At 63.6% G+C, this 23,150-nt stretch carries 25 protein-coding genes; 7 read left to right on the top strand and 18 right to left on the bottom strand.

Going from position 1 to position 23,150, the window contains the following annotated elements; all coding sequences use genetic code 11:
• Positions 1 to 36: 36 nt before the first annotated feature.
• Positions 37 to 291, top strand: coding sequence for a hypothetical protein (locus tag VSX60_RS05890; RefSeq protein WP_327623222.1), 255 nt, complete (start codon positions 37 to 39; stop codon positions 289 to 291).
• Positions 292 to 345: 54 nt separating this feature from the next.
• Here the strand turns inward: VSX60_RS05890 and VSX60_RS05885 are convergent, their stop codons facing one another.
• Together VSX60_RS05885 and VSX60_RS05880 are read right to left on the bottom strand one after the other, a co-directional pair.
• On the bottom strand, positions 346 to 1,062 hold the full coding sequence (locus VSX60_RS05885) for a hypothetical protein (RefSeq protein WP_327623221.1): 717 nt from the start codon (positions 1,060 to 1,062) through the stop codon (positions 346 to 348).
• A gap of 50 nt (positions 1,063 to 1,112) precedes the next feature.
• On the bottom strand, positions 1,113 to 1,430 hold the full coding sequence (locus VSX60_RS05880; protein WP_327623220.1) for a hypothetical protein: 318 nt from the start codon (positions 1,428 to 1,430) through the stop codon (positions 1,113 to 1,115).
• A gap of 116 nt (positions 1,431 to 1,546) precedes the next feature.
• Between VSX60_RS05880 and VSX60_RS05875 the strand changes: the two genes are divergently transcribed.
• Together VSX60_RS05875 and VSX60_RS05870 are read left to right on the top strand one after the other, a co-directional pair.
• Entirely contained in the window at positions 1,547 to 1,789 is a 243-nt protein-coding gene (locus VSX60_RS05875; protein ID WP_327623219.1) for a helix-turn-helix domain-containing protein, read from the top strand.
• Positions 1,786 to 2,181, top strand: coding sequence for a helix-turn-helix domain-containing protein (locus tag VSX60_RS05870; protein WP_327623218.1), 396 nt, complete (start codon positions 1,786 to 1,788; stop codon positions 2,179 to 2,181). Before VSX60_RS05875 ends, VSX60_RS05870 begins: the two co-directional genes overlap by 4 nt.
• Before the next feature lie 197 nt (positions 2,182 to 2,378).
• On the opposite strand, the gene VSX60_RS05865 is transcribed toward VSX60_RS05870, so the two are convergent.
• The 7 genes from VSX60_RS05865 to VSX60_RS05835 all read right to left on the bottom strand — a co-directional run bounded on the left by VSX60_RS05865 (position 2,379) and on the right by VSX60_RS05835 (position 9,956).
• Positions 2,379 to 2,549: a hypothetical protein gene (locus tag VSX60_RS05865; RefSeq protein WP_327623217.1), complete on the bottom strand. Its 171-nt coding sequence runs from the start codon at positions 2,547 to 2,549 to the stop codon at positions 2,379 to 2,381.
• 21 nt (positions 2,550 to 2,570) lie between these two features.
• Positions 2,571 to 2,990 (bottom strand): DUF5681 domain-containing protein, encoded by a 420-nt coding sequence (locus tag VSX60_RS05860; RefSeq protein WP_327623216.1) that lies wholly within the window; start codon positions 2,988 to 2,990, stop codon positions 2,571 to 2,573.
• 96 nt (positions 2,991 to 3,086) lie between these two features.
• Positions 3,087 to 6,080, bottom strand: coding sequence for a hypothetical protein (locus VSX60_RS05855; protein ID WP_327623215.1), 2,994 nt, complete (start codon positions 6,078 to 6,080; stop codon positions 3,087 to 3,089).
• Complete coding sequence (locus tag VSX60_RS05850; protein ID WP_327623214.1) at positions 6,080 to 7,288, bottom strand: hypothetical protein; 1,209 nt, start codon at positions 7,286 to 7,288, stop codon at positions 6,080 to 6,082. The genes VSX60_RS05855 and VSX60_RS05850 overlap by 1 nt, the downstream gene beginning before the upstream one ends.
• A gap of 58 nt (positions 7,289 to 7,346) precedes the next feature.
• Positions 7,347 to 9,317 (bottom strand): cell wall hydrolase, encoded by a 1,971-nt coding sequence (locus tag VSX60_RS05845; protein ID WP_327623213.1) that lies wholly within the window; start codon positions 9,315 to 9,317, stop codon positions 7,347 to 7,349.
• Between the two features lie 58 nt (positions 9,318 to 9,375).
• Entirely contained in the window at positions 9,376 to 9,726 is a 351-nt protein-coding gene (locus VSX60_RS05840; RefSeq protein WP_327623212.1) for a hypothetical protein, read from the bottom strand.
• Complete coding sequence (locus VSX60_RS05835; protein ID WP_327623211.1) at positions 9,726 to 9,956, bottom strand: hypothetical protein; 231 nt, start codon at positions 9,954 to 9,956, stop codon at positions 9,726 to 9,728. Before VSX60_RS05835 ends, VSX60_RS05840 begins: the two co-directional genes overlap by 1 nt.
• A gap of 174 nt (positions 9,957 to 10,130) precedes the next feature.
• Between VSX60_RS05835 and VSX60_RS05830 the strand changes: the two genes are divergently transcribed.
• Both VSX60_RS05830 and VSX60_RS05825 read left to right on the top strand, forming a co-directional pair.
• Positions 10,131 to 10,730 (top strand): hypothetical protein, encoded by a 600-nt coding sequence (locus VSX60_RS05830; protein WP_327623210.1) that lies wholly within the window; start codon positions 10,131 to 10,133, stop codon positions 10,728 to 10,730.
• The gene (locus VSX60_RS05825) at positions 10,724 to 11,479 is read left to right on the top strand and encodes a hypothetical protein (RefSeq protein WP_327623209.1); all 756 of its coding nucleotides are present in this window, start codon (positions 10,724 to 10,726) and stop codon (positions 11,477 to 11,479) included. The genes VSX60_RS05830 and VSX60_RS05825 overlap by 7 nt, the downstream gene beginning before the upstream one ends.
• Positions 11,480 to 11,483: 4 nt before the next feature.
• Here VSX60_RS05825 and VSX60_RS05820 read toward each other — a convergent pair whose 3' ends face one another.
• The 7 genes from VSX60_RS05820 to VSX60_RS05790 all read right to left on the bottom strand — a co-directional run bounded on the left by VSX60_RS05820 (position 11,484) and on the right by VSX60_RS05790 (position 17,481).
• Positions 11,484 to 11,762 carry a hypothetical protein gene (locus VSX60_RS05820; protein WP_327623208.1) on the bottom strand — a complete coding sequence of 93 codons (279 nt, stop codon included), beginning with the start codon at positions 11,760 to 11,762 and terminating at the stop codon, positions 11,484 to 11,486.
• The gene (locus VSX60_RS05815; RefSeq protein ID WP_327623207.1) at positions 11,759 to 12,445 is read right to left on the bottom strand and encodes a hypothetical protein; all 687 of its coding nucleotides are present in this window, start codon (positions 12,443 to 12,445) and stop codon (positions 11,759 to 11,761) included. Before VSX60_RS05815 ends, VSX60_RS05820 begins: the two co-directional genes overlap by 4 nt.
• A 163-nt stretch (positions 12,446 to 12,608) precedes the next feature.
• The gene (locus tag VSX60_RS05810; protein ID WP_327623206.1) at positions 12,609 to 12,908 is read right to left on the bottom strand and encodes a winged helix domain-containing protein; all 300 of its coding nucleotides are present in this window, start codon (positions 12,906 to 12,908) and stop codon (positions 12,609 to 12,611) included.
• A gap of 201 nt (positions 12,909 to 13,109) precedes the next feature.
• Positions 13,110 to 13,331, bottom strand: coding sequence for a helix-turn-helix transcriptional regulator (locus tag VSX60_RS05805; RefSeq protein WP_327623205.1), 222 nt, complete (start codon positions 13,329 to 13,331; stop codon positions 13,110 to 13,112).
• Between the two features lie 99 nt (positions 13,332 to 13,430).
• Complete coding sequence (locus VSX60_RS05800) at positions 13,431 to 14,546, bottom strand: hypothetical protein (protein WP_327623204.1); 1,116 nt, start codon at positions 14,544 to 14,546, stop codon at positions 13,431 to 13,433.
• The gene (locus VSX60_RS05795) at positions 14,539 to 15,777 is read right to left on the bottom strand and encodes a tyrosine-type recombinase/integrase (protein WP_327623203.1); all 1,239 of its coding nucleotides are present in this window, start codon (positions 15,775 to 15,777) and stop codon (positions 14,539 to 14,541) included. Before VSX60_RS05795 ends, VSX60_RS05800 begins: the two co-directional genes overlap by 8 nt.
• 306 nt (positions 15,778 to 16,083) lie before the next feature.
• Positions 16,084 to 17,481 carry a TrkH family potassium uptake protein gene (locus tag VSX60_RS05790; protein WP_327623202.1) on the bottom strand — a complete coding sequence of 466 codons (1,398 nt, stop codon included), beginning with the start codon at positions 17,479 to 17,481 and terminating at the stop codon, positions 16,084 to 16,086.
• Between the two features lie 343 nt (positions 17,482 to 17,824).
• Here VSX60_RS05790 and fdxA point away from each other — a divergent pair, with 343 nt between their 5' ends.
• Positions 17,825 to 18,163: a ferredoxin FdxA gene (fdxA, locus tag VSX60_RS05785; protein ID WP_327623201.1), complete on the top strand. Its 339-nt coding sequence runs from the start codon at positions 17,825 to 17,827 to the stop codon at positions 18,161 to 18,163.
• Between the two features lie 61 nt (positions 18,164 to 18,224).
• Here the strand turns inward: fdxA and VSX60_RS05780 are convergent, their stop codons facing one another.
• Both VSX60_RS05780 and VSX60_RS05775 read right to left on the bottom strand, forming a co-directional pair.
• Positions 18,225 to 18,608: an RNA-binding S4 domain-containing protein gene (locus tag VSX60_RS05780; protein WP_327623200.1), complete on the bottom strand. Its 384-nt coding sequence runs from the start codon at positions 18,606 to 18,608 to the stop codon at positions 18,225 to 18,227.
• A 17-nt stretch (positions 18,609 to 18,625) separates the two neighbouring features.
• Positions 18,626 to 21,850 carry a helicase-related protein gene (locus VSX60_RS05775; protein ID WP_327623199.1) on the bottom strand — a complete coding sequence of 1,075 codons (3,225 nt, stop codon included), beginning with the start codon at positions 21,848 to 21,850 and terminating at the stop codon, positions 18,626 to 18,628.
• A gap of 393 nt (positions 21,851 to 22,243) precedes the next feature.
• Here VSX60_RS05775 and VSX60_RS05770 point away from each other — a divergent pair, with 393 nt between their 5' ends.
• The gene (locus tag VSX60_RS05770) at positions 22,244 to 23,128 is read left to right on the top strand and encodes a DMT family transporter (RefSeq protein ID WP_327623198.1); all 885 of its coding nucleotides are present in this window, start codon (positions 22,244 to 22,246) and stop codon (positions 23,126 to 23,128) included.
• Positions 23,129 to 23,150 lie beyond the last annotated feature (22 nt).

The raw sequence follows: 23,150 nt of genomic DNA, 5'->3' as shown, positions 1-23,150 counted from the left end.
CCTGTAGGACTTCCCCCGAAGAGGACGGCGGAAGGATTGAATCTCATGGCACCCACAGACGAAATCGCATCCCCAAAACGGCCAGAGGATTATGCCGATCGTTCGCTGGACTGCCTGGTCGCGATCGAGCCTGCCTTTCAGGAATTGGCGGCGCGGGCACAAGCTGCGGGGTGGAGCGAAAACGATGTGTCGGCAGCTCTTCTGGAGCTTGCCCATCAACACATCAACGGCATCAGTGCCGATCGGAAGACGAAGCTCCATATCGAGGACGCGGCTCGATCCATTGTGTAAGGGACCAGCCTGAAATGAAGAAGGGCCGACACGAGGCCAGCCCTTCCGACGTGCTCACGTCTCCGGGTCGGGGTGGGCGATGCCGGCGACCGTGTAGAGCAGGCCGCTGGAAAAGCGCTCGTCCATCATCATAATTTCGCGGGTAACGGTGTTGCCAACGATGGCGGCGGCGCGGGCGCGTTCTTCGGCAAGGCTGGTCGTGTCGTATTCCAGCAAATCCCAAAGGGCCTGTTCCCATGCGTCGCTGGTGGCCTCATAGGCTTCCTTGGCTGCCGACAGGCCGAATGCTTCCATGCGGCTTTCCTTCTCGTCATAGATCCGGTCTGCCAGCGCAAGGTTTTCGGCCTCCTTGGTGCGCAGGGTGGCGGTCATGGCCTCGGCCAACGTCGGGTCCATCTTCGAGAACGCTGCGACGGCTGCGGCCTGCCCGCGGTACTTCTCACGGATCTCGCGATGCATCTGCTCGCGGTCGAAAAGGCCGGTCTCGATGGCACCGCCGAAATACGGGACCATCGGCAGCGGGTTGGCCTTCACATGGGCTTTCCATGCGTCAGTGGCGTGCTCCAGCGGGTCGATTGTGGTTTCCCATGTGGCTACGGCCTGCAGGGTCTTGGCGATCAGGTCGACCAGCTCGGCAGCGATCTGCGGCGCGGCGGTCGATGTGGCCGGCACCGTTGCCATGGCCGCGGCTGCGGCTCCAGTGGTCAGGACGGCGCGGCGGGTGATTGTGGGCATGGCTTCGCCATTCGCCCCGATTGGGTCGTTACGCATGATCTTCTCCAATTGTTGGTGGTTCGATAGTGCCGCGCTGCGCGGCAGGGTTAGGCTGCGGTGGCGTATTCGGTGCGGATGCGCTGGATCGAATGACGGAAGGGGGTGGCGCTGATCGTCAGCTCGGCAAGCTCGGCGGTGGAAACCGGGCGGAACTTGCCAGCAGCCTTCTCGGCGGCAATCTCTGCGCGGACACGTTCGGCAGTCGCTTCCTGCGCCTGTCGGGTGGCGACGATGGCAGCGGCTGCCTTGGCGTCCTTCCATGCCCACATGAGCGCGGCCCGGAACCATTCGCGGTTGAAGGTGCGAGTCTTGTGCTTGCGGTAGCGGGTCCAGGCATCTTGCATGATGGCGCGGCGGTCAAACATCGGTTGGGTCTCCCTTGTTGGATCGTCTGTGACCCATTATGTATGATTCACGACACCAAATGTAAACCCTTTGGCGTCACAAAATGTCCTAAAGGGGTCACGAAGGGCGAAATGTGGTGATTACTTCAAGCCAGATCCGGGCGGGACGCGCGCTTGTGGATGTGTCCCAAGCGGCACTTGCCGAGCTGGCGGGGGTCTCGCTCCCGACGATCAAGAGAATGGAGCGGCTGGGGCCGGGGCGCAGCGCGGCCGATAATGTCGAGGCAGTGCGGCGGGCACTGGAAGATGCCGGCGTGACTTTCATAGACGCCAATGGTGGCGGCGCGGGCGTGAGGCTGAGGAAGGAAACCAGCCAATGACCACGCTGGCGAAAGCTGCAAATCCTGAAGATATCTCGATTGGCGAAAAACTGCGCGCCTGCCGGGCATTCAAGGGCATGAGCCAAGCAGACTTAGGCAATGCAATCGGCGTCTCGTTTCAGCAGGTGCAGAAATACGAAAAGGGCACGAACCGGATTTCAGGATCGCGCCTGCGCAAGGCGGCGAAGGCCTTGGGAGTTCAGGTTGTCGAACTGATCGGAGAGGACGAGACAGCCGATCCGATTAGCTTCTACCCCGCCGATGTGATGAAGCTGGCGAGGCGGCTGAGCGGTCTGCCTGCCGGCATGCGGGAGCCGGCCGTCGCATCGCTTCACAAGGTGGTCGACGCAATCGAGAGCGCAGCAGCCGGTAAGGAGCCAGACCGTGCGTGAAGCCCTGATTCGCATTCTCGCCGATAGGCTCGTCGTCTCCGCCGCCATCTTCGCCGCGGGCCTTTCATGGGCGCCGGCCGAATAACCTCATCACGCCGAGCCTACCCACGACAAAAGCCCGGCGCTCCACGCGGGAGACACCGGGCCCACGAACGCCGGACAGGGGATCGCCTGCTTCTCGCGAAACAAGCGGGTTTCTATTTCGCGGCCTTCTCCAGTGCCTCCAGTCGCTCCAGGATTTCGCCGGTCTCGATGGCCTTTCGCTGCGCCTCGACGATAGCGGCAAGGCTCTGCGCTTCGCTCGGCGCGATCTGTCCCGATGCGGCTGCTTTGGCGATGCAGGAGAGCGCGGTGGTAACCGCCCTCAAGGTCGATATGCCCGCAGGCGGTTAGTGCTTAAGCGGCGTTTGATCTCTGCCGTCATCTTCAGCCGTTCCACCAGCATCGAGGAAAGGTCGGATGGTAGCGTCGAGAGCCCGGATGCGCTCGATAAGCTCGTCATCCGTCATATCGTCCATGTGGTTCACGTTGACGTTCAGATCGCGCGGCAGGATCGATGCGATGACCTTGAGATAGGCGTCAGGCTTGGTCTCGCGCACCTCAACGATTGCCGAGACGCCATGCGCCTCGAAGTCGTCATACATCGCCTCGATGAACGCTTCGCTGAGCTTGTTGCGCGAGCCTTTGGGACGGCCCTGAGGATTGCCGCTCTGGCCTGGCTTGAACTTGAGGTCGTCGCGGAGGTGCGCCGGCTGCTTTTCGGCTGTAGGTTCAGCCGCCTGCCCGTCGCTATCTCGTACCTTGCCCATGACGATCCCTTCAGATGAACACGAAGACTGCGACTGTCAGCATCGACGCCGCCGTGAGTACCGCCGGCAGGGCGGCATGGATATGACCGCCGACCGTCAATGGCGAGGCCCACCCCACGGGACATCGATCTGCAGTGGCTTGTCCCGGCCGTTCTGATCGGAGGAGACGGCCGCGGTCGAAACCGCCGCCTGACGATAGAGCCGGGCCAGCATCTTGAGCGTGCCCCGTTCTGCCTGCTTCGCCGGCTCCGTCAGGAGTACGCGAGCCCTTGCCGGATTAAGCAGCGCATCGGCAACGATGTCGTCAATCGTTTCCAGCCCGGCATGGCGCAGCGCCATCATCGTTTCAGCGCCGACATAGGCCGACAGGCCGCCCCCCACATTGCCGACCATGAAGCCACCGGCACCCGATACCGCGGCAATCATCCGGTCCAGGATCGTCTGCGTAATCTTGCCTTTCGATGCCGCCATGATGTCCTGCGCCGTGTTCGACTGCCCAGGTATGCGCACCGCGGCAATCGAGCGAGTGGCTCGCTGCAGATCTTCCGCGACCCGCTGCATCAGCTTGATTTCCTCGCCCGAGAACCCGGCCTCACTCAGGGCAAAGCTGTTCTGCCGGACGAAGTTCTGGAACGTGTCGGATTTCATCGTGCCGACGCCAGAGGTGCCTGCCTCCGTGTTCCCGACGAAGCGCTCGGCCATGTAATCCGCGACCGCCTTGCGAAGTCCCTGCTTTGCCTCCTTGTTGTCGCCGATGGCCTGCCGGATAGTCCGCATTCGCTTTACGCCGTCCTGCGCCGAGAACACCGCGCCAACCGTGCGCTTTACGTCTGCCGGATCGTCGAGCCTGAGCAGCCGCCCGAGAATGCCCTCCTGCGCAGCATCGAGCGCCGCTTTCCGCTGTGCCGCGATCCTTGCCACGGTCTCCGAAGCCGCGCCGGCATTGGCAATGCGGCGATCGAGGTCAGGGAAGGCCCGGAGAGCATCCGCGTGCATCTTGCGCCAGGAGGCGAGCCGGCCCGGATCAAGCGTACCGTCCTCGCGCATCGCCGCCTTGCTGATACGATCGACCGCATAGCCTTCCAGCGCATCCATGGCGCCCTGATCGCCGACCGCCTTGCGATAGGCCTGGACATTTTCGAAGCCCTTCGGACCCGGCGAGAACACGCGTCCGGGAACAGCCGAAGCCGTCATGTCATAGGGGGCATTCTTGGCGGGACGGCGGCGGAGCGGGCTGAGTTGGCGATTGTCGAAGGTGCCAGCGCGTTCGCGGGTAGCCGTGGTGGCGGCCGTCAGTCGCTCTCGGGCGGCTTCGTCGAAGTTGGACGGGAGGCCATCTCCCGATAGTCGCGGATTGCTCGAAGGTCCTGAAGATTGCCTTCCCGTTTGGCCTCTTGCTCCAGATACGCCAGGAACGGCAATCTGTCCGCCGGCTCCATATCCGACAGAACCAACTCCACCGCCTTGATCCCTTGCTTGCGCTTGTCGTTCGGCAAACCAGTTTTCCCGCTTGGCTTCGAAGCGTGCCAGCATTGTTTCGTCTGCGCTCATCGCGCCGCGTGCAACCGCATCGGCTTCCTGCGCCACCTTCGTAGAGATAGCAGCGGAAAGGTCGTCCTCCAATGCCCCGCGGAGCATCGACAGTCGGCGGTAGGTACGCGTCTCGCCATTTGTCCGCCGTTCGACCTTCAAAGCATCACTCAGGCGGGAACGTAAGGCGGCGATATCCGCGAAGGGCGCAACCTGGTTCAGGCCACCGATCGTCTCGAATATGGCAGCCTCCTCGCCGGACGGCCGGCGCTCGGTGGAGGGCATGGTCTCCAGCAACTGCGAAGCCTGCGTCCGCAACTTGTCCGCAGGCGCGACAAGCGATCCGTCAGGATCGACCGCGTTCCACAACGCACGTTCGGCTTCCTTGGCTTGTGCTCGTGCGGCTTCGAGAGAGCCCCGCAGAGAAGTTCCGGCATCTTCCGGCGTCATCCCCCGGCCAAGGTCGTCGGCGCTGCCACGGGCCGCCCCTGTGGCCCGGTCAAGGATGTCTTGCGTGGCGCGATCGATCTGCTGGAGGCGAGACCGCACAACAGCCGCGACCTTTTCCGGCGCGCCCCCTCGCTCGATTCCTTCCATCGCGCCGACACGCACCGCGTTCTGGTCAGCTCGCCGCTGCTGGAACAGATCCGGCCGACGTGTCGCCGCCGTCCGCTCCATCGCGCCGAGCCCCATGTCGCCGGTCGCCTGAAACGTCGTCGGTTTCGAGCCCGGCAGAATGTCGAGATTCCCCGCGTCGATTGCCTGCCGCGCGGCCTGCGGATCGGCAGTGCCCGAGCGCAGCATTTCGCCGGCCATTCGCTCACGGCCTTTCGCCGTCATGGGAGCGGCATAGTCTCGTGCCGCCCTTGCGCCCTGCCGGGTAAGGCCAGGAACACCCGCCGCCGCGACGCCAGCCGTACCGGCCGCCAGACCGCCAGCGAGACCCGCCAACGGCTTCCATTGTTCGGGCGCGGCTTCCATTGCGGCCGAAGCGCCGCCACCCGAAAGACCGCCAATCGCCGCATTGCCTGCGACAGCCCCGGTCGATTCCGTTCGCCCGAGAATCTGACCGGCGGTCTGTGCAGCCTGCCCGGAAAGCTGACCGCCGCGCATCAGGGCACCGGCAGCAGCCTGTGGCGCCACCGTGTACCCGACGCCCTGACCGACGCCGCGCGCCACCTTCTCGCCCGTCGTGTCGGCAACCGTGTTCGCAGGATCGATGGCAGGAGATAGGCCGCCCAGGCTTTCGCCGATCCACTGCGAGCCCATGAAACTGTCACTCGGAATCTGCCCGATATCTGCGCCCGTCGCCGCGTTGACGCCACGGATACCCAGGTTCATCGCCCCGCGCGCCAGATCGACGGGAGCGCCGAGCGTCCCATAGAGCCCTTCATTGATGCCGGCGGTGGCGTTCATCGCGAGGCCCGAACCCTCCGCCTGGGGCTGGATTCCGATCTGCCCGGCGATTTCCTGCACCGTGCGGTTCTGTTCATCCGGCGACAGGCTCAGGAATGCGTCATCGATCGCGACCGACTTTCCTTCAATGTTCAGCGTCGCCATTATTGTACGCTCCAGTTCAGGCCGTTGGACGTTCGATTGGCGCCGGGATTAGCGGGTCGCTGCGCTTGCGGTGCACCGCTACGGGTTTGCTGATAGATCGCATCGCCGGCTGCCGGCCCGTGAATGACGCGAAGCAGCGTGCGCTCATAGTCGTCCACATCTCGGAGGAAGTTAGGGCTGCTCGGGTCCAGCGCGCCCGACTTTGCCGCAAGCATGGCGCCTTCCGCGTCCGACACATTACCCAACGCGCCACCTGTGGGAGAATTCGCCCGCATCATTTGCAGGTTGTCGAATTTCGCCGTCGCCTGGAGCACTTCCGTCTGGCGCCGAATTTCCGCCGCGTTGGATTCAGGCAAATTCGCCATGATATTGCCGACCGTGCCGGTTGCGGGCATTCCGCCCGTCAAGGCATCGCGCGCGCGCTGTGCGGCAGTGGTGACAGTATCAGTAGAGGTTTGACGACTCCCGGCAGATGCCGCCGCTTTAGCTTGGGCCTGCTGCTGGTCCTGCCATGCCGGACTACCGGGGATAGCTGACGACATCGGAAGATTGGTCGAAGGATCGATTACAGGCTGACGGGTTTCTGGATCAAGCAAATAGCCATAATCAGTGCTCAACTTGCCAAGTTCTGGCGCCCCGTCGCCAACGTTGACGTTGACGCCCCCCTTCGTTGACCTTTTGTAGTCGAGGAAGTCGGGATTCTTCTGCCCGTACAGGAATTCCTGCACGCTTGTGGGCAAATCACCGCCGTTTTTCTTCACATTCCAAACCTTGAACGCCTCGTCGAACATGCCGGCGCCAGCCAAGCCCATTACGTCGGGGTCGCCAGTCGATTCCGCCCATTTGAGCGTCTGGTTCAACTGCTGTTGCTCCTGCGCCTGGGCTGTGCCTTGCGCCGCAATCGTGTTGTCGAAACGCGCCTGATCGAGAGCGTGGCTTTGCGCAAAGCGGTCGTCCTGCCGGTCCCAGCCTTCGCGCTGGAGGTTCGAACGCCGTTGGTCGCCGCGATAGTCGCCGACCGCCTGCCCCATTTGGCGAACGCCGCCGGCCATGTCGCCGCGCATAAGCCCCGCGCCGAGCGCGATGAACGCCTCCGGGTTGGTCTGCTGCATTTGCGTCAGCCGGTCCATAAACCCGCCGCCGGAACCCGAACCGGGCGCCTGCGCCTGCAATCCGCCGCCGCTGAATAGGCCGTCAAGAAGTCCCATCGTATTATTCCCTTACCAAAGACCGCCGCCGGGCCGGGATTGTTGCGTGGTGTCGTGTTTATCTGGATGGATCAGCCGGGCCGGAACCGCCCGGACCTATGCCGCCGCCGCGCCCGCCGCTGGACGCCCGCCGCTTGCCGAACATGCTCTCGAAAAACCCGATCTCTTGAGGAGCGGCTGAAACCCCGACATTTCCGCGCATCCCGGACCATGGATCGTAAGGCGTGCCGGTTGGCGTGGTCGTGCTGCCGTTGGCGAGGGAATAGGTCGGGCGCCCCGCGCCGTTGACGACGACGCCGCCGCCAGGATTGACCGCCGGCGACCAATCGTTCTGGAAGCTGTCGCGCCCCATATCCCCAAGGCCGAGGCCGGAGCGCACCGACTGACTGCCTAGCAGCCCGCCCAGCAAGGCACCGGGAAGCCCGCCGACAGAGCCGCCGAGCAAGGCACCGCCAAGGACGCCTTTCGGGCCGCTGAACCCGCCGCTGAACAGGCCAGGAGCTTCCGGTTGAGGCCGCGAGCGCGCTACCATATCGGCCATGCGCTGCTCCGGCGACACGTAACTGCCAGTCGGGATATTCCCGCGCTGCGGCTGTTCGTCCTGCCTGACTTGCCCCACTGGCCCGGCAACACGCGGAGCGGCCGCGACTTCCCGCGGGGCGGGGTAGGACGGCGGCGCTGATTGATAGGACGGCGGCGTCGGTGCTCGTTGCAGGCCGGGGATGGGCGGCTGCCCGAGCGCGTCGATCTGCGGCATAGCCGTCGAAAAGGCTGGCGACTGGTAGCTTGAAGGAGGCGGCGAATAGGGCCTGGCCGATGGCGCCTGATAGTCCGGCACGCCAGCGGCGCGGGGACTTCCCGCCGGCCCGGCGAAATTCGGGCGTGAGGTCGGAGCCGGGGCCCATGATCCTGTTGCCCCGGTTGGTGCCCAGGAGCCCTGCGCGCCATGTTGCGTTGCCTGCGCAATCCGGTCATCAGGCGAAAGCCGAGCTGCGCCCGGAATTGTCGCGGCCTTGGCGTCCATGCTGAAAAGCCCGGCGGCGCGATCCATCATCGAAGGGCGGGCGGTTGGCGTGGGAGCGGCGTCAAACCCTGCCATGCGATCCATCACGCCAGCCGGAAGGTTTTGCGCATCGGCGCGGGTCATCGGCGATGGTGTGACGCTCGGAGCCGTGCCGGCGATCATGCGTGACGCGGCAGGAAGGTCCGGCAATGTCGGGCGATCCGGGAAGCCGTTCATGCGCTGCTGGACGGACGCGGGGAGCGAAGCCGGTTGCGGCGCCATGCGGTCCCGAACGGATTCCGGCACGTCGAGCAAGCCGGCCTGTTGCGAGCGTGGGCTGCCGGCGGGTCCGGCGAAGTTAGTGCGCTGCGGCGGTTCCGGCCGGGAGGTCGGCGTCGGCAGGCCGGGGCGGCCAGGAAGGCTGGCGCGCTGCGTCGGCTTCGGCATTGGCGTTCCCATGCCGGCAGGGCGCTGCGTGGGCGCGAGCGCACCGCCAAGGCGCATTGTCGCGACGCGCCTGTTATTGATCTCTTCCTGCCGCGCGATTGGATTATATGGCTGGAGGCCCGGAACGGGGGGCCTGTCGACCGAGCGGAGCGGGCCGGATGTGATCTTGCCGTAGTCGGCCGGCTTCGTGCCGATGCGCGTCTTGATCGCGCGCTTTTGGGGATCGGTGAAATAGACGTGGCCCTTGGTGCGTGTAATTTCCTTCAGGCCTTTGGGGAGGTTTTGGGTATAATCCGGCGTGGCGTAGAAGGTTGCCTTATGCACCGAACCGTTTTCCAGAACGTCCTTGACCGCCTTTTCGGCCAGATTACGATAGGCGTTGACGCCGGACGGCAACGGTTTGTTGTACGCGTTGAATTCGCTAGTCCGCTGGACAACATCTTCCATCGATACGCCGAGCGCCTTCGCCCGATTGACCACGACAGACGCAATCGCCTTCATGTCTTCAAAGCGCGCGTCGCGCCCGCCTTTCCAGCCGGCCTCGCCCAGAATAACGTCGATGACGCTAGAAGCTCTCATGTGATAACCCTATTTTTATCGAGGAGGCCCACGATGAAACGCCTGATGGGGGCTGTAGTTAGGCATTTCCGACAGGCTCCCCACCAGCAATATGGTCGAAGGCCATTTCCGCCGCCTGATGGCAGCACCCTTCCGTCAGTGTCTTGCATACCGCGCCGGCGCCATGCCGCATCGAGGCCAGATGCAGCGCCAGGAGCTTGTCCGCAGAAACGCCGTCGCTCGCCAGGTCCTGATAGATCTGACGGGATTCCGCGAAAGCAGTCGTTTGCAGATCGGCCGAAACATCGAGGCTTTCGCGCATCGCTTGCATCAGGTCGTCGGAGGTCTGGAGCGCCAGAAGCGCGTCGACCACCCGCAGCATCTCCACGCGGGACGCCTCGATCAGATGGTCTAGATCTGCCTCCGCCATCAAGCCGCCCTCGCCCGGTCGCAAGTGGGCGACAGATCGCCTTTGCGAAAGACGCCGGGAAATTCGGTGCCGCGCTGCATCAGCTTTTCGGCCGCTGCGGTGATGACGAACTCGTTCACCGACATGCCGGCGCGATTGGCCGCATCGAATAGGCTGCTGCGGAAACCGGACGTGACGCGGCCGCCGTTCAGAAAGAGATTGACCGCGTGAGTTTCGGGGCTGTTCGCCATTGCATGCTCCATCGACTGTTGAGCCAATTGGAGCAGGATCGCCTGCCGATGAACATTCGACACGTCTGGACATGTTTGGACATTTGGCGAGTTCACGCCACTGGACACGTTGCTTTGTAACGGCCTGCCGTTCAACTGACTGGATAGGCGGGCGGGGGGCCGGAATGAACAACAGTGCGTGTGGCCGATAGTTCTGCCGAACGGGCGCGCCTCAGTGGATGGTGCGAGTTAGAAGCGCGGCGCAAGATCCTTTTCGGCTATCCCCACTGGATACCTCAGCCCGTCACCAAACCGCCCAAGCCAAAACACGGGCAGCCGAAGCCATTCAAATCGGTCCAGGCGAAGCGCACGGTTTTGCTTGTGACCCTCAGCGACGAGACAGGGACCACCATTGAGGGGTTGCGACTTCGGGTCACCGCATGGGAAAATCGTAAGATGGCAGACATCACTGCCACACTGGAAGTGCTAGAGGTCGAACAGTGGGTATGCATATCACGCGTCGACTTTCTCCCACCCGCTCCGCACGGCAACAAATTCTGGAGACGATTCCAGCTTGCCCCGGAAATTTCCGGCTCACACATCCACTTCTGCCGCGACAATGCCAGGATAGGGGCGTTGGCGTTTTCAAAAGCTGAAAACTTACCGAACGCGGCTCCGATCGAAACCGAGCCGCAATCTTTTCGAGATATTTGTCGCATGCTAGAGCGTTCATGGAACGTTGATGGCCTGGTTGGTGTCAAAGCCCCGGATTGGGATGGAGGGTTTCTGTGCTGAACGAACTTTCCATTTCCTCGGTTGCCGAGGAAGTCGCACGCGCTCTCGCCTTCGCAACATCGAGCAATGAAGGCGCCATGATCGTAACACCGCTCCTGTATCCGGGCGGCGGAAGGGTCGTCATTCGGATCGCAGAGTCAGAGTTCGGCTTCTTCGTTTCGGACTTTGGCGCCGGCCGACGTGAGGCGGACCTTCTCGGAGGCGAGCGCATCTTCACTCGGATTGCACGGCAGACCGCGTCGCGGTTCGACGTGCGGTTCGACAGCGATATGATATTTGACATCGAGGTGCCTCGCCCAGCGCTGGTGATGGCCACTATGGCAGTCGCTAACGCGTCTAAGGCTGCTGTTCAGGAGACCGCTGAGCGCCTGTCCGAAAAGCGAGCCGAGGATCAGCGGGCTTCGCTATGGATGAAACTCGAAAAGGTCTTTCCTCAAACTGAGATCATCAGGGAGGGCTCAGTGGTTGGCGCGTCAGCGTCTTGGGAATTCGACGCGATAGTCGCGAAGGACGATCGGCAAGCTGTCTTCGATGTAGTCGTTCCTCACACGAGCGCCGTCCATCACGCTGTTTCAAAATTCTTGGACGTTAGGGACCTCGGAGATTCGGCTCCGAGCCGAATTGCGGTGGTCACCGACGAAGCTTCCACCCCGCATCTTGCACTACTCGGACGCACCGCGAAGATCATTCCGCTCCGAAGCGGCGCGGCCGCATATCGAGGAGCAGCTTTGCAACCTAAGGCCGCTTAGATATTCACCCTTGAAGCCCCAGAAACTCGAAATACCGCCGCACCTCCGGCAGCGACCGATGACCAGCCCGCAATAGCTCCAACGCATCAAGGTCGCCGTGCATCACCATCTCCAGCGCCGGCAGGCTCACGTCGTACGGGCCACCATCCGCCGATTGCCTACCGATGCCGTGCTGCTTGATCCAGCGCCGAATGGTCCTGTCGCATTTCCTGGCGTGGTCGGCGGCCCGCTTGATGTTCAGACACTCGTCCGGCCGCATCAGGATCGGAGCGGCGCCGGTCATTTCAGTGGCTCCAAAACGTCGACATAGACGCGCCACGGATCGCCCTTTTGATCGCTCTCCCTTTCAGAGATAATCTTAGATGTAGGTGTTCGATATAGGTGTTTGGGGTGCTGATCGGCCCCCCCTGTCAGGTGCCAATCAGCACCCCCTTTGCCTATAATGGGGGGCGCTGATCGGCTCCCCCCATTAGCCCTGCGAAGCCGCTCCCGTTCCTTCTTTTCGGCCTCCATGTCCTTCAGCTTTTCGGCCGCGATGAGCATGTGGTCGTGAATGATGCCGCGGCGCGGATTGTCGATGGCGTAGATGACGACCCCCTTCTTCGATTTGCCCTTCAGCTTCAGGTAGCCGAGCTTCACCAGCCGCTGCTTTGCCTTCCTGAGTACCCTCGGGACCAGGCTGGTTCGAACGATTAGGTCGTTTTCAGCGAGATATGCCGTCCGGCTCTTGCGGTTCGCGAAGTGCAGGTACGCCTCCAGCACCGCCAGACAGAAAGGGTCCGTCTGCGGATCGGCGTTCACCGTCTCCAGGAGATCCAGCTTCCAGCTCGTGAAGCTCGGAAGCGCTGAATCGTCATAGCAGATGGAAGGAGGCGCCGAAGCGCCGTCCTCGTTGATGCTGTTGACCACGCGGAGCGCAGCCCGGCGCTCTCGCGCAGGCGAGGCTTTCGAAGCGATGCCGCTCATTGAGGCCCCCCTTTCTGGGATGCCCGGATTGCCGCGCAAGCTTCGACAGCGGTGAGGTCGAACCGAGCCCGCAATGCGGGCACGACCGGTGACGGGCGCGGCGACTGGCGAGACAGCCATTCGGCTGCCTCGCTGATCCGGGCCTCAGGGAGGGAAGTCGACACTATGCCGCCTCCGCCGTCACCGCTGACAAGACCTCGACCTCGCTCCAAAGAACGTATCGAGCGTGATGTCCGGCAAAGGTGCCGCCATGGGACTCGTCGATGGTCTCGATGACGATCCCGTGCTTTGTCCGGAGTTTCCAGACGTAGTGACTCCACCTTGGGGCCGGCCGATCGATGGGGGTGCAACCCCTCTCGCCCGCTGCCAAGAGTTGTTCCAGTGCCCAAGCGTCACGGCCGACAATCGTCATGGGCTGCCCGTCCGGAAGGACGCGGGCGCGAATTGAGTAGCGGTTGCTCATCGGAGCGTTCCTTTCGCAAAGCAGTGCTCGGCGAGAAGGCGCGCGACGGCATCACTCACGCCCCAATGGCGCGCGATCCGAGCAGCTTGAAGATTGAGGTGGGATGTGACATATTCCGATGTGTTCACGGCAGCGAACAACTTCGGAGACCCGGTCGGCGCAGCAACGCGCCGCCGGGTTTTCTCTTGGTTGAGCATGGTCCTACGCCGCCTCCCTCGTAGGAGCGGCATCAAGCCAGGCGATCAGATCGCCGACGCGCCAGCCGAGCTTGCGCTCGCTGAGGCGGATGGGAGCAGGCGCTTTGCCGGCCCGGTAGAGACGGCGCCAATGCGGCAGGCTGATATTGCAGATGGCCGCTGCTTCGGCCGATCCAATCACCCGGTGGCGGGCGAGATCTGGTGGCAGATGTTCGAGATTGCTCATCGGGGTCCTCGTCCATGACCGATGCGGAAGTGCGTCGGCTGACGAGGGCGAAAGTGCGCTTACGGAAGCAGAATGTCTCGCGACAACAAGGACTTGTCCTTAATGTCCTTCTTGTCCACTCCGAGCTTCTCCGATAGCGCGCTGTATCGACTTCGGAGATGTCTCGGGACTTAAACGCTTCTTGATGCGCTCGTTGACGGCCCTGTTCGAGATGCTTCCGGTCAGCCCATCCGGAAACTCATCTTTGATTATTTCTAGAACTGAAGCGATCTGCCCTCCTTTGCGACGCCTTCGCTTTTGCCCGCTCACGGTCCGAGCATCAGGAGAGGCGTGCGGGAAAATCTCAGATCGAAGCGCTGAAAATTCGATCTTGATGGAATGCCATCTCATGGCTGTTGCACCAAAGGGTTCGATGCCGTCTCTGGTGTAGTCGACAAAGTGTATCAGGTCATCGGCACGCTCTGAGGCAGCGCGCTCCCAGAAGCTCTTCGGTATATCCTCTCGGATAAGGTCTCCCGGTCGCTCGCCAGTAGCAGCAATATTCCCTCGTGCGAGAAGCGGGAAGAGGATCTTCTCTCCCTGACTGATGTAGCCGAGCTGCTCAACCTCTTCGTTCGTCGTTTCGGCGCCGCCAGTCGCGCACCAAATCACCGCCTGGAACAATGGCAAGCGTTCGAGCTCGTCGATTTCATACGAGAAGGGGACAGGCGGCTGAATGGCCGGCCACGCCTGCCGGACCGCTCGTGATTTTAGCAGGACCGAATGATAACCATGGCCGAACGGCCCTGCCCGCACCTCATCTCGGCTTCCGGTGCCCTCGAAGAAGCCGAAGTCCGCCCATTCGCTTTCCGGAATTTCTACACGTAGCTCGCCATCGAGCGGTATGCCCCAAGCGGCAATCGATCCCACAGCCAGTGTTCCTAGAAGCGCGCGCTCCGCCTTGGCGGGTGACATCGCAATGCTACGCTCGTCTTCGTTCACGAGAAAAGCGATGTGGAGCAATGAAACTGTTGCGGTACCGGCATCGTCCATGCACCTAGAGCGGTACTGATCCCACATTTGGCGAACCTCGCCGCTGTCCCGGTAAACGATCCAAGCGAGCACCATCGGTAGCGTCCAGTAGACCTCGGAGTTCGGATCAAAATCTTCAGGGTTCGGCGCTTCAGTCGACGCTTCCGATCCGCCATCTTCGGATGTCATTTCAGCGTCATTCATGCGCAAGGGCCTCCTCTTTTGCGGCGCGCTGAACCGCTGCACCCCACGTTTCCAAAGCCTCCCGCTTTTCCTTCGCGTAGGCCGCGCGATTGTAGATCCCGGCGACGCCGGCCCTGTGCCCGCTGACGTGATTGAGTACCGCCTCGACGACATGCGGTAGAACGCCGAGGTCACCGAGACGGGTGGCGACCGTCCGGCGGATATCGTGCAGGCGCCATGGTGCGACGTGTTTCGAGACTTCATTTGCCCCTCGCGCCGTCGACGCATCCGTATCCTGCGTTCGCTCCTTTGCCACACGGGCGTCGAGCGCGATTTTTGCCTTGCTCCAGCCGGAGAACGGTCCTTCGCCCTCCCCGAACACAAGGTCGCGCCCCTCGCGCTTTGGAACGCCCGCCAGGATATCGACCGCCGCTGGCGATAGCGGAACGTCGTGGGGCAAGCTGTTTTTCGTCCGCTCTTTCGGAAGGCTCCAGGCCGCTTTGGCGAGATCCAGTTCCGACCATCGCATGCCAGCAACTTCTTCCCGTCGCTGCCCTGTCAGTATGAGCAGGCGCACGATCCGACCGTAATCAGCAGATCCGCAAAGCTGCCAGATCAGTCGCAGTTCGTCATCGGACAGCACGCGGTCGCGAGAAACCTCCGCCGTCGCCTTGTTCGTGCCTATGACGGGGTTCGCCTCGACAATGCCTTCACGCATTGCCCAGCCGAAAAGCGCTGAAAGGGTCGCGCGCGCACGATTGGCGGCGAACGGACCGCTGTCCCTTGCGATGGTATTCAGGCGGGTGGCGATGTCGCTTCGCGTTACGAGATGGATCGGGATGTCGCAGAGCGGCTTCCAGTGGACGCGCAGATGACGATCGACCTCGTGGTAGCTGCGGTCGCGCAGGCGAGATTTCGCGGGACCAGCGAGATATAGCTCTGCGACAGATCCGGTCGTCGTCGCCGCCCGCTTGCGCTCAGCGGCTTTTACCGACTGAGGATCATCGCCGAGCTGAACTTTCGCAAGGATATCTTTCGCCGCTGCGCGAGCCCTATCCGCTCCGATTGCCTCGACGTTGCCAATGGTAACGCGCCGCTGCTTTGATCCGACGCGATACTGCGCGACCCAGACACGTTTGCCGCCGGAACGCATGCGAACGCCAAAGCCGGGCAGCGCATCGTCGAACACGATCATCTCGGATTTACCGTCTGGCAGCGACAGTTTCGACACGTTTGGGCCAGTGAGACGCATAAGGGCGGTGTCCGTCTGGGAAGCGATTGGGAAGCATTCTCACGCTTCCCAATGATTTCTCTCAATCACTTTCGACTGAGGGTATCGCACGTTTCGCCTGCAACGCAAGACCGCACGACGCTTCCCGCACACTTATGATCACCCGTCCCCGCTGTTTCCTAATCTGAGGGTCACTGGTTCGAATCCAGTCGGGATCACCATTCGTCTCGAACTCTCGGCACCCTGGTAGGCGAGGCGTTGCGACCGGCGGCTCCACCCTCGTGCGGCGACGTCGAACGTCGCGGCGTCAAAGAAGCTCCGCGACGTTCAATCGATCCAGGTCGCGGGGAAGAGGAGAACGAGAACCGTCACGATCTCGAGCCGCCCGAGCAGCATGATTGCCGAGAGCACCCAGAGCGTCGAATCGGAGAATTTGCCGAAATTGCCGGCCGGGCCGATGATCTGGCCAAATCCCGGACCGACATTGGCGAGCGCCGTCAGCGCCCCGGAAAAGGCTGTCAGAAAGTCGAGCCCGAGCGAGGTCAGCACGACGGTGCCGGTCAGCAGGACACCGAAAAACAACAAGACGAACAGCGTCACGGTCTGCAGCAATTCCGGCGTCACCTCCTGATTGCCGTAGCGCAGGCGTCGAATCGCGTGCGGGCGGAACAGCCCCCGGGCGCTGGCCTTGACGAGGAGGAAGAGGATGACCAGCCGGTTGGCCTTGATCCCGCCGGCCGTAGACCCGGCGCAACCGCCCAGGAACATGGCGAGGAAGAAGACGCCCGTCGCGGCGTTCGACCAGAGCGTATAGTCCTCTGACGCAAACCCGGTGGTGGTGATCACCGAAATGAGGTTGAACGCCGAACTGACGAACGCCTCGTTGAAGGGCGTCGCGTTGAGAGCATGGCGGGTAGCGGCCAAAGCGACGCTCAGCACGAGGCAGGTCGTCAGGAAAACCGGAATCTGCGGATCGTTCCAGCGCTGGAACCGGAGCGGCAGCAGCGCCCGGATGTAGATCACGAAGGGAAGCGAGGCGAGCACCATGAACAGGCTGGATACAGCCAGGATGCGGTTGTCGTCGAAATAGCCCATCGAGGAGTCGTGGGTCGAAAACCCGCCGGTCGCCAACGTCGTCATCGCATGGTTCACGGCATCGAAGAAGCTCATGCCAAGGGCCGCATAAGCCATGACGCAGAGCACCGTCAGCACCGCATAGGCGGCCATCAGGCCGGCCGCCAACTGGTTGACGCGCGGCAGGATCTTCTCGGATTTGTCCGAACTCTCCATGTGGAACAGGGAGAGACCGCCGCCCCGGATCGACGGCAGGATCAGAATCGCCATGCCGATGATGCCGATGCCGCCGAGCCATTGCAGCAGCGAGCGCCACAAAAGAAGGCCCGGCGGGAGTGCGTCGAGACCGGAAATCACGGTCGATCCAGTCGTCGTCAGGCCGGACATGGATTCGAAGAAGGCACCGGCGAAGCTGACGTTGACCGAGCCGAAATATAGCGGCAGGGCGCCGATGCCGGCGGTAACCAACCATACCGACGTTACCAGCAGGAAGCCGAGGCGGGGCGTGAACGGAACGCGTTCGCCCCGAGTGGCGGCGGCGACGAGGATGCAGATGATCGCGACGAGGACGGCGGAAAACACGAAAATTCGCCAGTCGTCATTGGCCTTGGCGAAATCCGTCAACGCCGGAACCAGCATGGCTCCGGCCAAGGCCAGTCCGAAGATCGACGCCGTATGGAAGGTGGTTCGGAGAATGGGAAGCTCCCGAAAGGGTCGCCGCGATCCGGCCAGCCGGACGGCGTGCGCGCGCTTTTATACCTGCGCTGCGACGTCGACAACTGGGGGGCGTCTGCGACGCGGGCGGCGTTTGCCCGGCGCGTAGAAATCCATTCCGCCGAAGTGCCCATGCCGCGACATGCTTTGCCCTTGTCAGCCTTCGAGCGAGCGGTTACGTCCGGGCGAAACGAGGATGCGCCGGCGTTCGAGCCGGCACTGTCGCTCGCGCAAGGACCGGCCCCTTCCGAACGGGGTCCGACAAGACCGAGGTTCCGTCATGACCTATTTGGTGACCGACAACTGCATCAAGTGCAAATACATGGACTGTGTGGAGGTTTGTCCGGTCGACTGTTTCTACGAGGGCGACAACATGCTCGTCATCCATCCCGACGAGTGCATCGACTGCGGCGTGTGCGAGCCGGAATGCCCGGCCGAGGCGATCAAGCCGGACACCGAGCCGGGCCTCGACAAATGGTTGACGATCAACACCGAATACGCCGAGAAATGGCCGAACATCACGATCAAGCGGGAAGGTCCAGCCGACGGCGAAAAGTTCGACGGCGAGGAAGGCAAGTTCGAGAAATACTTCTCGCCCGAGCCCGGCGAAGGCGACTGAGCCGTCGCCATCGGGTGACGCCTGGCCGGAACCAGCCGGGCGCGATCAACCCCGGGGCCGCTCAGCCCCAGCGCAGGCGCTCATGCGCGCGGCGCTCTTTCTTGTTCGGTGGCCGTTTCGGCGGCATGTAGCCGCCCTTGGGCAGCTCGGCATCCTTGCGCCTGGTTGTCTCCTCCGGCGGCGACAGATCCTCGTACAATTCCGCCGCTTCGCTCGCCGGCCCGCGGCGGGTGCCGCAGTCGCGAATCTTCAAGATGCGAACCGTATCGTGGATCGACACGGTCAACGTGTCGTCCGCGCGCACCAAACGCGCCCCATTGGTCGTCTTGTCGCGGTTGATCCGCACGCCGCCCGATTGGACGAGCTTCTGGGCAAGGCTGCGCGACTTCACGACTCTCGCGAAGAAGAGCCATTTGTCGATGCGCTGCCCCGCTCCGTCAGCCATCGGAACCGCTTTCGGGACTATTTGCCAAGCTTGTCCTTGAGCGCCGCGAGCTTGGCGAAGGGCGAATCGGGGTCGACGCGCTGCGGCCTTGCCTGCACCGGCTTGTTGTATGAGGTCTGCGGCTTGTCGAAGCGGCGGCCACCGCCACCCTCCTTGCGCTCGCCGCGCTCCTTCCAGTCACGATTCGGCCGCCCCTTGGCCTGGCGCTCGTTCTCGGTTCCGCCGTCGCTTTTCTGGTCGCCCTTGCCGCGCTCCGGGGCGGTCGCCCCGCCGCCGGTCTCGCGGCCCTTGCCACGCTGACCCTGGCGATGGCCCGCCCGCCCGCCGGCCCGCTGCGGCCGCCAGACCTGCACGAGCTTCGGCGCGGCCGGCTCGCCATCGGACTCGGAGGCCGGCTCGCCAACCACCGTTTCGTCCGGCGCCGTTTCCGCCACGGGCGACTCCACCGAACTTGTCGCGCCAAATGTGTCGTCGGTCGCTGCAGCCGGGTCGGCCATGCTGGCGGCAGGCTCTCCCTCGGCGACTTCCTCGGAAGCAACCGCCATTACCGGCACAACCGTCTCGGCGGTGGAACCATCGCTCGATTCGGCGGGCGGTTGCTCCTCCGCCGGTTCGCCCGCTGCTTCGCTCGTGGCCGGGGCGTCGCCGGATTCGTCCTGCGGCTGCGGCGTTTCGAGCGTCGCGACGGCCTCCGCCGCCTTGCGCTCGGCTTCGGCCCGGCTTGCCGCTTCGGCGGCTTTGATCTCGGCGTCGAGACGCTGGATCTCGGCTTCGACCGTGCCCGCCTCGATGCCATCGGGGCGGTAGCCGAGGCCCTTGAGCACCTCTTCCATGTCCTCGGCGGTGGCGCCGAGAATCGACATCATCGCCGGCGTCACCAGGAATTGCGCGCCGTTATAACCACCCTCGGGGCGTTTTCCCGTTCCCGGCTTCCAGGCCAGGGCCGGCCGGATCAGATCGGCGAGGCGTTCCAGAATGTCGACCCGCACCGCCCGGCGGCCGAGCAGCCGATAGCCGGCAAGGCCGAAGAACACCGGATCGATAGCCGGATCGGCGACCGCCGACGTCCGGCCGGTCGCCAATAGATGCGTGACCTCGCCATAGCCGGGCCGCTCGCGTCCATCCTTGTTCACCGCCCACAGCAGCGTCAGCAAGGCCGCCGGCGCCGGCTTGATCAGCGCCGGGATGAAGATGTGATAAGCGCCGAAGCGCACGCCGCAGCGCCGCAGCGCTGCCCGCGCGTCCTGATCGAGCGAACGGACTTCCTCGGCGACGTCGCGGCGTTGCACCATGCCGAGATTCTCGGACAGGCGAAAGGCGAGCCCCTTCGCGGTCCCCTCCAGACCCTCGGCCGATTTCAGGTCGACCAGCGGCTTCAGCACCGTCGAGACTTGATAGGTGACGGAGCGCTCGGCCCGCGCCGCGACCTTGTCCCGCTCCGGACCGCTCAGTTGTTCGTCGGCGAACAGGACGACTTTCGGCTTCAGCGGGTCGTCGCTCGCGGCAAGGCTCGCCACCGGCGCGCCGAGCCAGCGGATCAATCCGTCGGAGCCCAGCGCGATGTCGCCGTTCGGCGCGTTGGCAAAGCGCTCGGCCCGCTTTTCAAACTCACCAGCCAAGGCTTTTTGCGAGGCCGCGCGCACCGCCTTGCCGTCCTGGCCCTCGGCCTTGCCGTCAAGCGTGAACCTGAACCCCTGCAGCTCCCCGACAGTGTGGCCCTCGACCACGACCGTGCCGTCGCCGCTGATCTCAGCTTCCATGAACGCGTTCTCTCTCAGCCGCTTCATCAAGACGCTTGTCCTGCGGTCTACGAAGCGTTTCGTCAACCTATCGTGAAGCGCATCGGAAAGACGGTCTTCGATGGCGCGTGTCTTTTCCTGCCAGTGTGTCGGATCGGCCAACCATTCCGGGCGGTGTGAAATATAGGTCCATGTCCGGATTTCGGCGATGCGCTGGGACAGGGTGTCGATGTCGCCGTCGGTGCGATCGGCACGATTGACCTGGCTTGCCATATAGTCTTCGGCGACATGGCCGCGGACGGCGAGATCGACGTAGATCGCGGCGATGATCTCGGCGTGCTGCGCCGGAGCAATGCGGCGATAATCGGGAAGCTTGCACGCTTCCCAGAGGAGCTCCACCCGCTCCCGGCCCCGCGCGAGATCCGCGACATTGGCATCGCGCGACAGGTACTCCAGGGCCCGCTGATCGACCGAGGGCAGGGATTTCGTCAGTTCCGGGCAGGGCGGCGGCCGGTCGAGACTGTCCTTCAACGCCGCGATGGAGGCGAAATCGAAGTCTCGGCTGCGCCACTGCAGCACCCGCACCGGCTGAAACACGTGGGCTTCGAGCGCTTCGGCGAGTTCGCCCGGCAGCGGATCGACCCGGCCAGTGACGCCGAAGGTCCCGTCGCGCAGATGCCGGCCGGCGCGACCGGCGATCTGGCCGAATTCGGCGGCGGTGAGTTGGCGGTACTGGAAGCCGTCGAACTTCCAGTCCTGGGCGAAAGCGACGTGATCGACGTCGAGGTTCAGCCCCATGCCGATCGCGTCGGTCGCGACCAGAAAATCGACGTCGCCCGACTGATAGAGCGCGACCTGCGCGTTGCGGGTGCGTGGGCTGAGCGCGCCGAGGACCACCGCCGCGCCGCCGCGCTGACGGCGAATCAGTTCGGCGATGGCGTAGACCTCGTCGGCGGAGAAGGCCACGATGGCGGTGCGGCGCGGCAGGCGGGTGATCTTCTTGGAACCGGCATAGACGAGGTTCGACAGGCGCGGCCGCGTCACCGTCTGGGCGCCCTTCAACAGGCGCTGCAAGACGCCGTGCATCGTCGACGCCCCGAGCAGCAGGGTCTCCTCGCGCCCGCGCGCATGCAGGATGCGATCGGTAAAGACGTGGCCGCGTTCGAGGTCGCCGGCCAGTTGCACCTCGTCGATCGCGACGAACGCGGTATTCGGCGCGCGCGGCATCGCCTCGACGGTGCAGACGGCATAGCGCGCGTTCGGCGGCTTGATCTTCTCTTCGCCGGTAATCAGCGAGACCGCCGCCGGCCCCACCCGGTCGCAGACCTTTTGATAGACCTCGCGCGCCAACAGCCGCAGCGGCAGGCCGATCGTTCCGGACGAATGGGCGACCATCCGTTCGATCGCCAGGAACGTCTTGCCGGTGTTGGTCGGCCCGAGCACGGCGGTGACATTGGTCCCATCGTAGCGGACGGTGTCTTGGACGGGGGGAAATTCAGCCATGCGTATCGCTATGTGGGATCACGCATCGTTTGGAAAAGGTTCTGCGTTGATTCGCAGCGGCTTCGACCACCCCGGAGGCTACCGATGAACCGCCTCGCCGGCTTCGCGATGGGCGAGCGCAAAAAAAGTTTGGCCTGGCGCGATTTTTTTTGGAACCTCTTTCACGCCCCCGCATTATTCAGACACCCCAAGCGATCATCCCCCCTCGATCGCTCTATGCAGACGGAAAAAGGCAGCTCCCCCTCGCTGCCTTTTTTCGCGTCTGGAGGTGGGTATCGCGACACAGGCCGCGAAAAAATTTGGGCGGCGTTCCGAACGCGGGCGAATTCGGTTGCGTCATAAGACGGGGTTAGCATAGCGACAGGCTCCCGCCGCCCTCTCGGATCGTCAGTCATGCAAGCCGGAATCCTCCTGGCCTTCGCCGCCTATTTTTCCTTTGCCGGCGCCGACGCCAGCCTGAAGTGGATTGGCTCCGACCTGCCGATCTTCGAGATTGGCTTTTTCGTTTCGCTGTTCGCGCTGCTGCCGGCGCTGTTTACCAAACGTCCGGAAGACAATTGGGGCAACGTGTTCGTTCCCAAGCGTCCCGGCCTGCTGGCGCTGCGGATGCTCAGCGGCACGCTCGGCGGCATCGGCGGCGTCATCGCCTTCACCACCCTGCCGCTGGCCGAGGCCTACGCCCTGATCTTTCTCCTGCCGATCTTCGTGACGGTGTTTTCCCGGGTGGTGCTGAAAGAGCCGGTCGGCTGGCGGCGCTGGCTCGCCGTCTTCGGCGGCCTCATCGGGGTCCTGCTCGTCGTCAGGCCCGGCTTCCGGGAAATCCTGCCCGGCCATTTCGCCGCCATCCTCGTCGCGATCTGCGGCGCGGCGACCGTCATCATCCTGCGCGTCCTCGGCCCGTCCGAGCGGCGGATCACCCTGATCGGCGCCGTTCTCGTCGCCGGGATCGTCGTCAATGGGGTGTTGATGATCCCGAATTTCGAAACGCCCGGACCCGCCCTGTGGCCGGTTCTCCTGCTCGGCGGCGTGTTCGCCGGCATGGGCCATCTGCTCATCGTTTTCGCCACCCGGCTCGCCCCCGCCGCCCGGGTGGCCCCCACCCAATACAGCCAGATCGTCTGGGCCGCCGTCATCGGCGCCACCTTCTTCGGCGAATATCCGGACGGGCTCGCGATGGCCGGCATGGCGTTGGTCGGCGTCTCTGGCCTGTTTACCCTGGTGCGCGAGGAGCAGCGCTTCGGCTGGCCGAGCCGCATTCCGCTGATTCGCAACCGCTGACACGAGGGCATCGCGGCGCTTC

Source organism: Aurantimonas sp. A3-2-R12, from assembly GCF_036016755.1.
In the GTDB taxonomy this organism is placed as follows: Bacteria; Pseudomonadota; Alphaproteobacteria; order Rhizobiales; family Rhizobiaceae; genus Aurantimonas; species Aurantimonas coralicida_A.
This window is presented reverse-complemented; position numbering and strand designations above follow the sequence as displayed.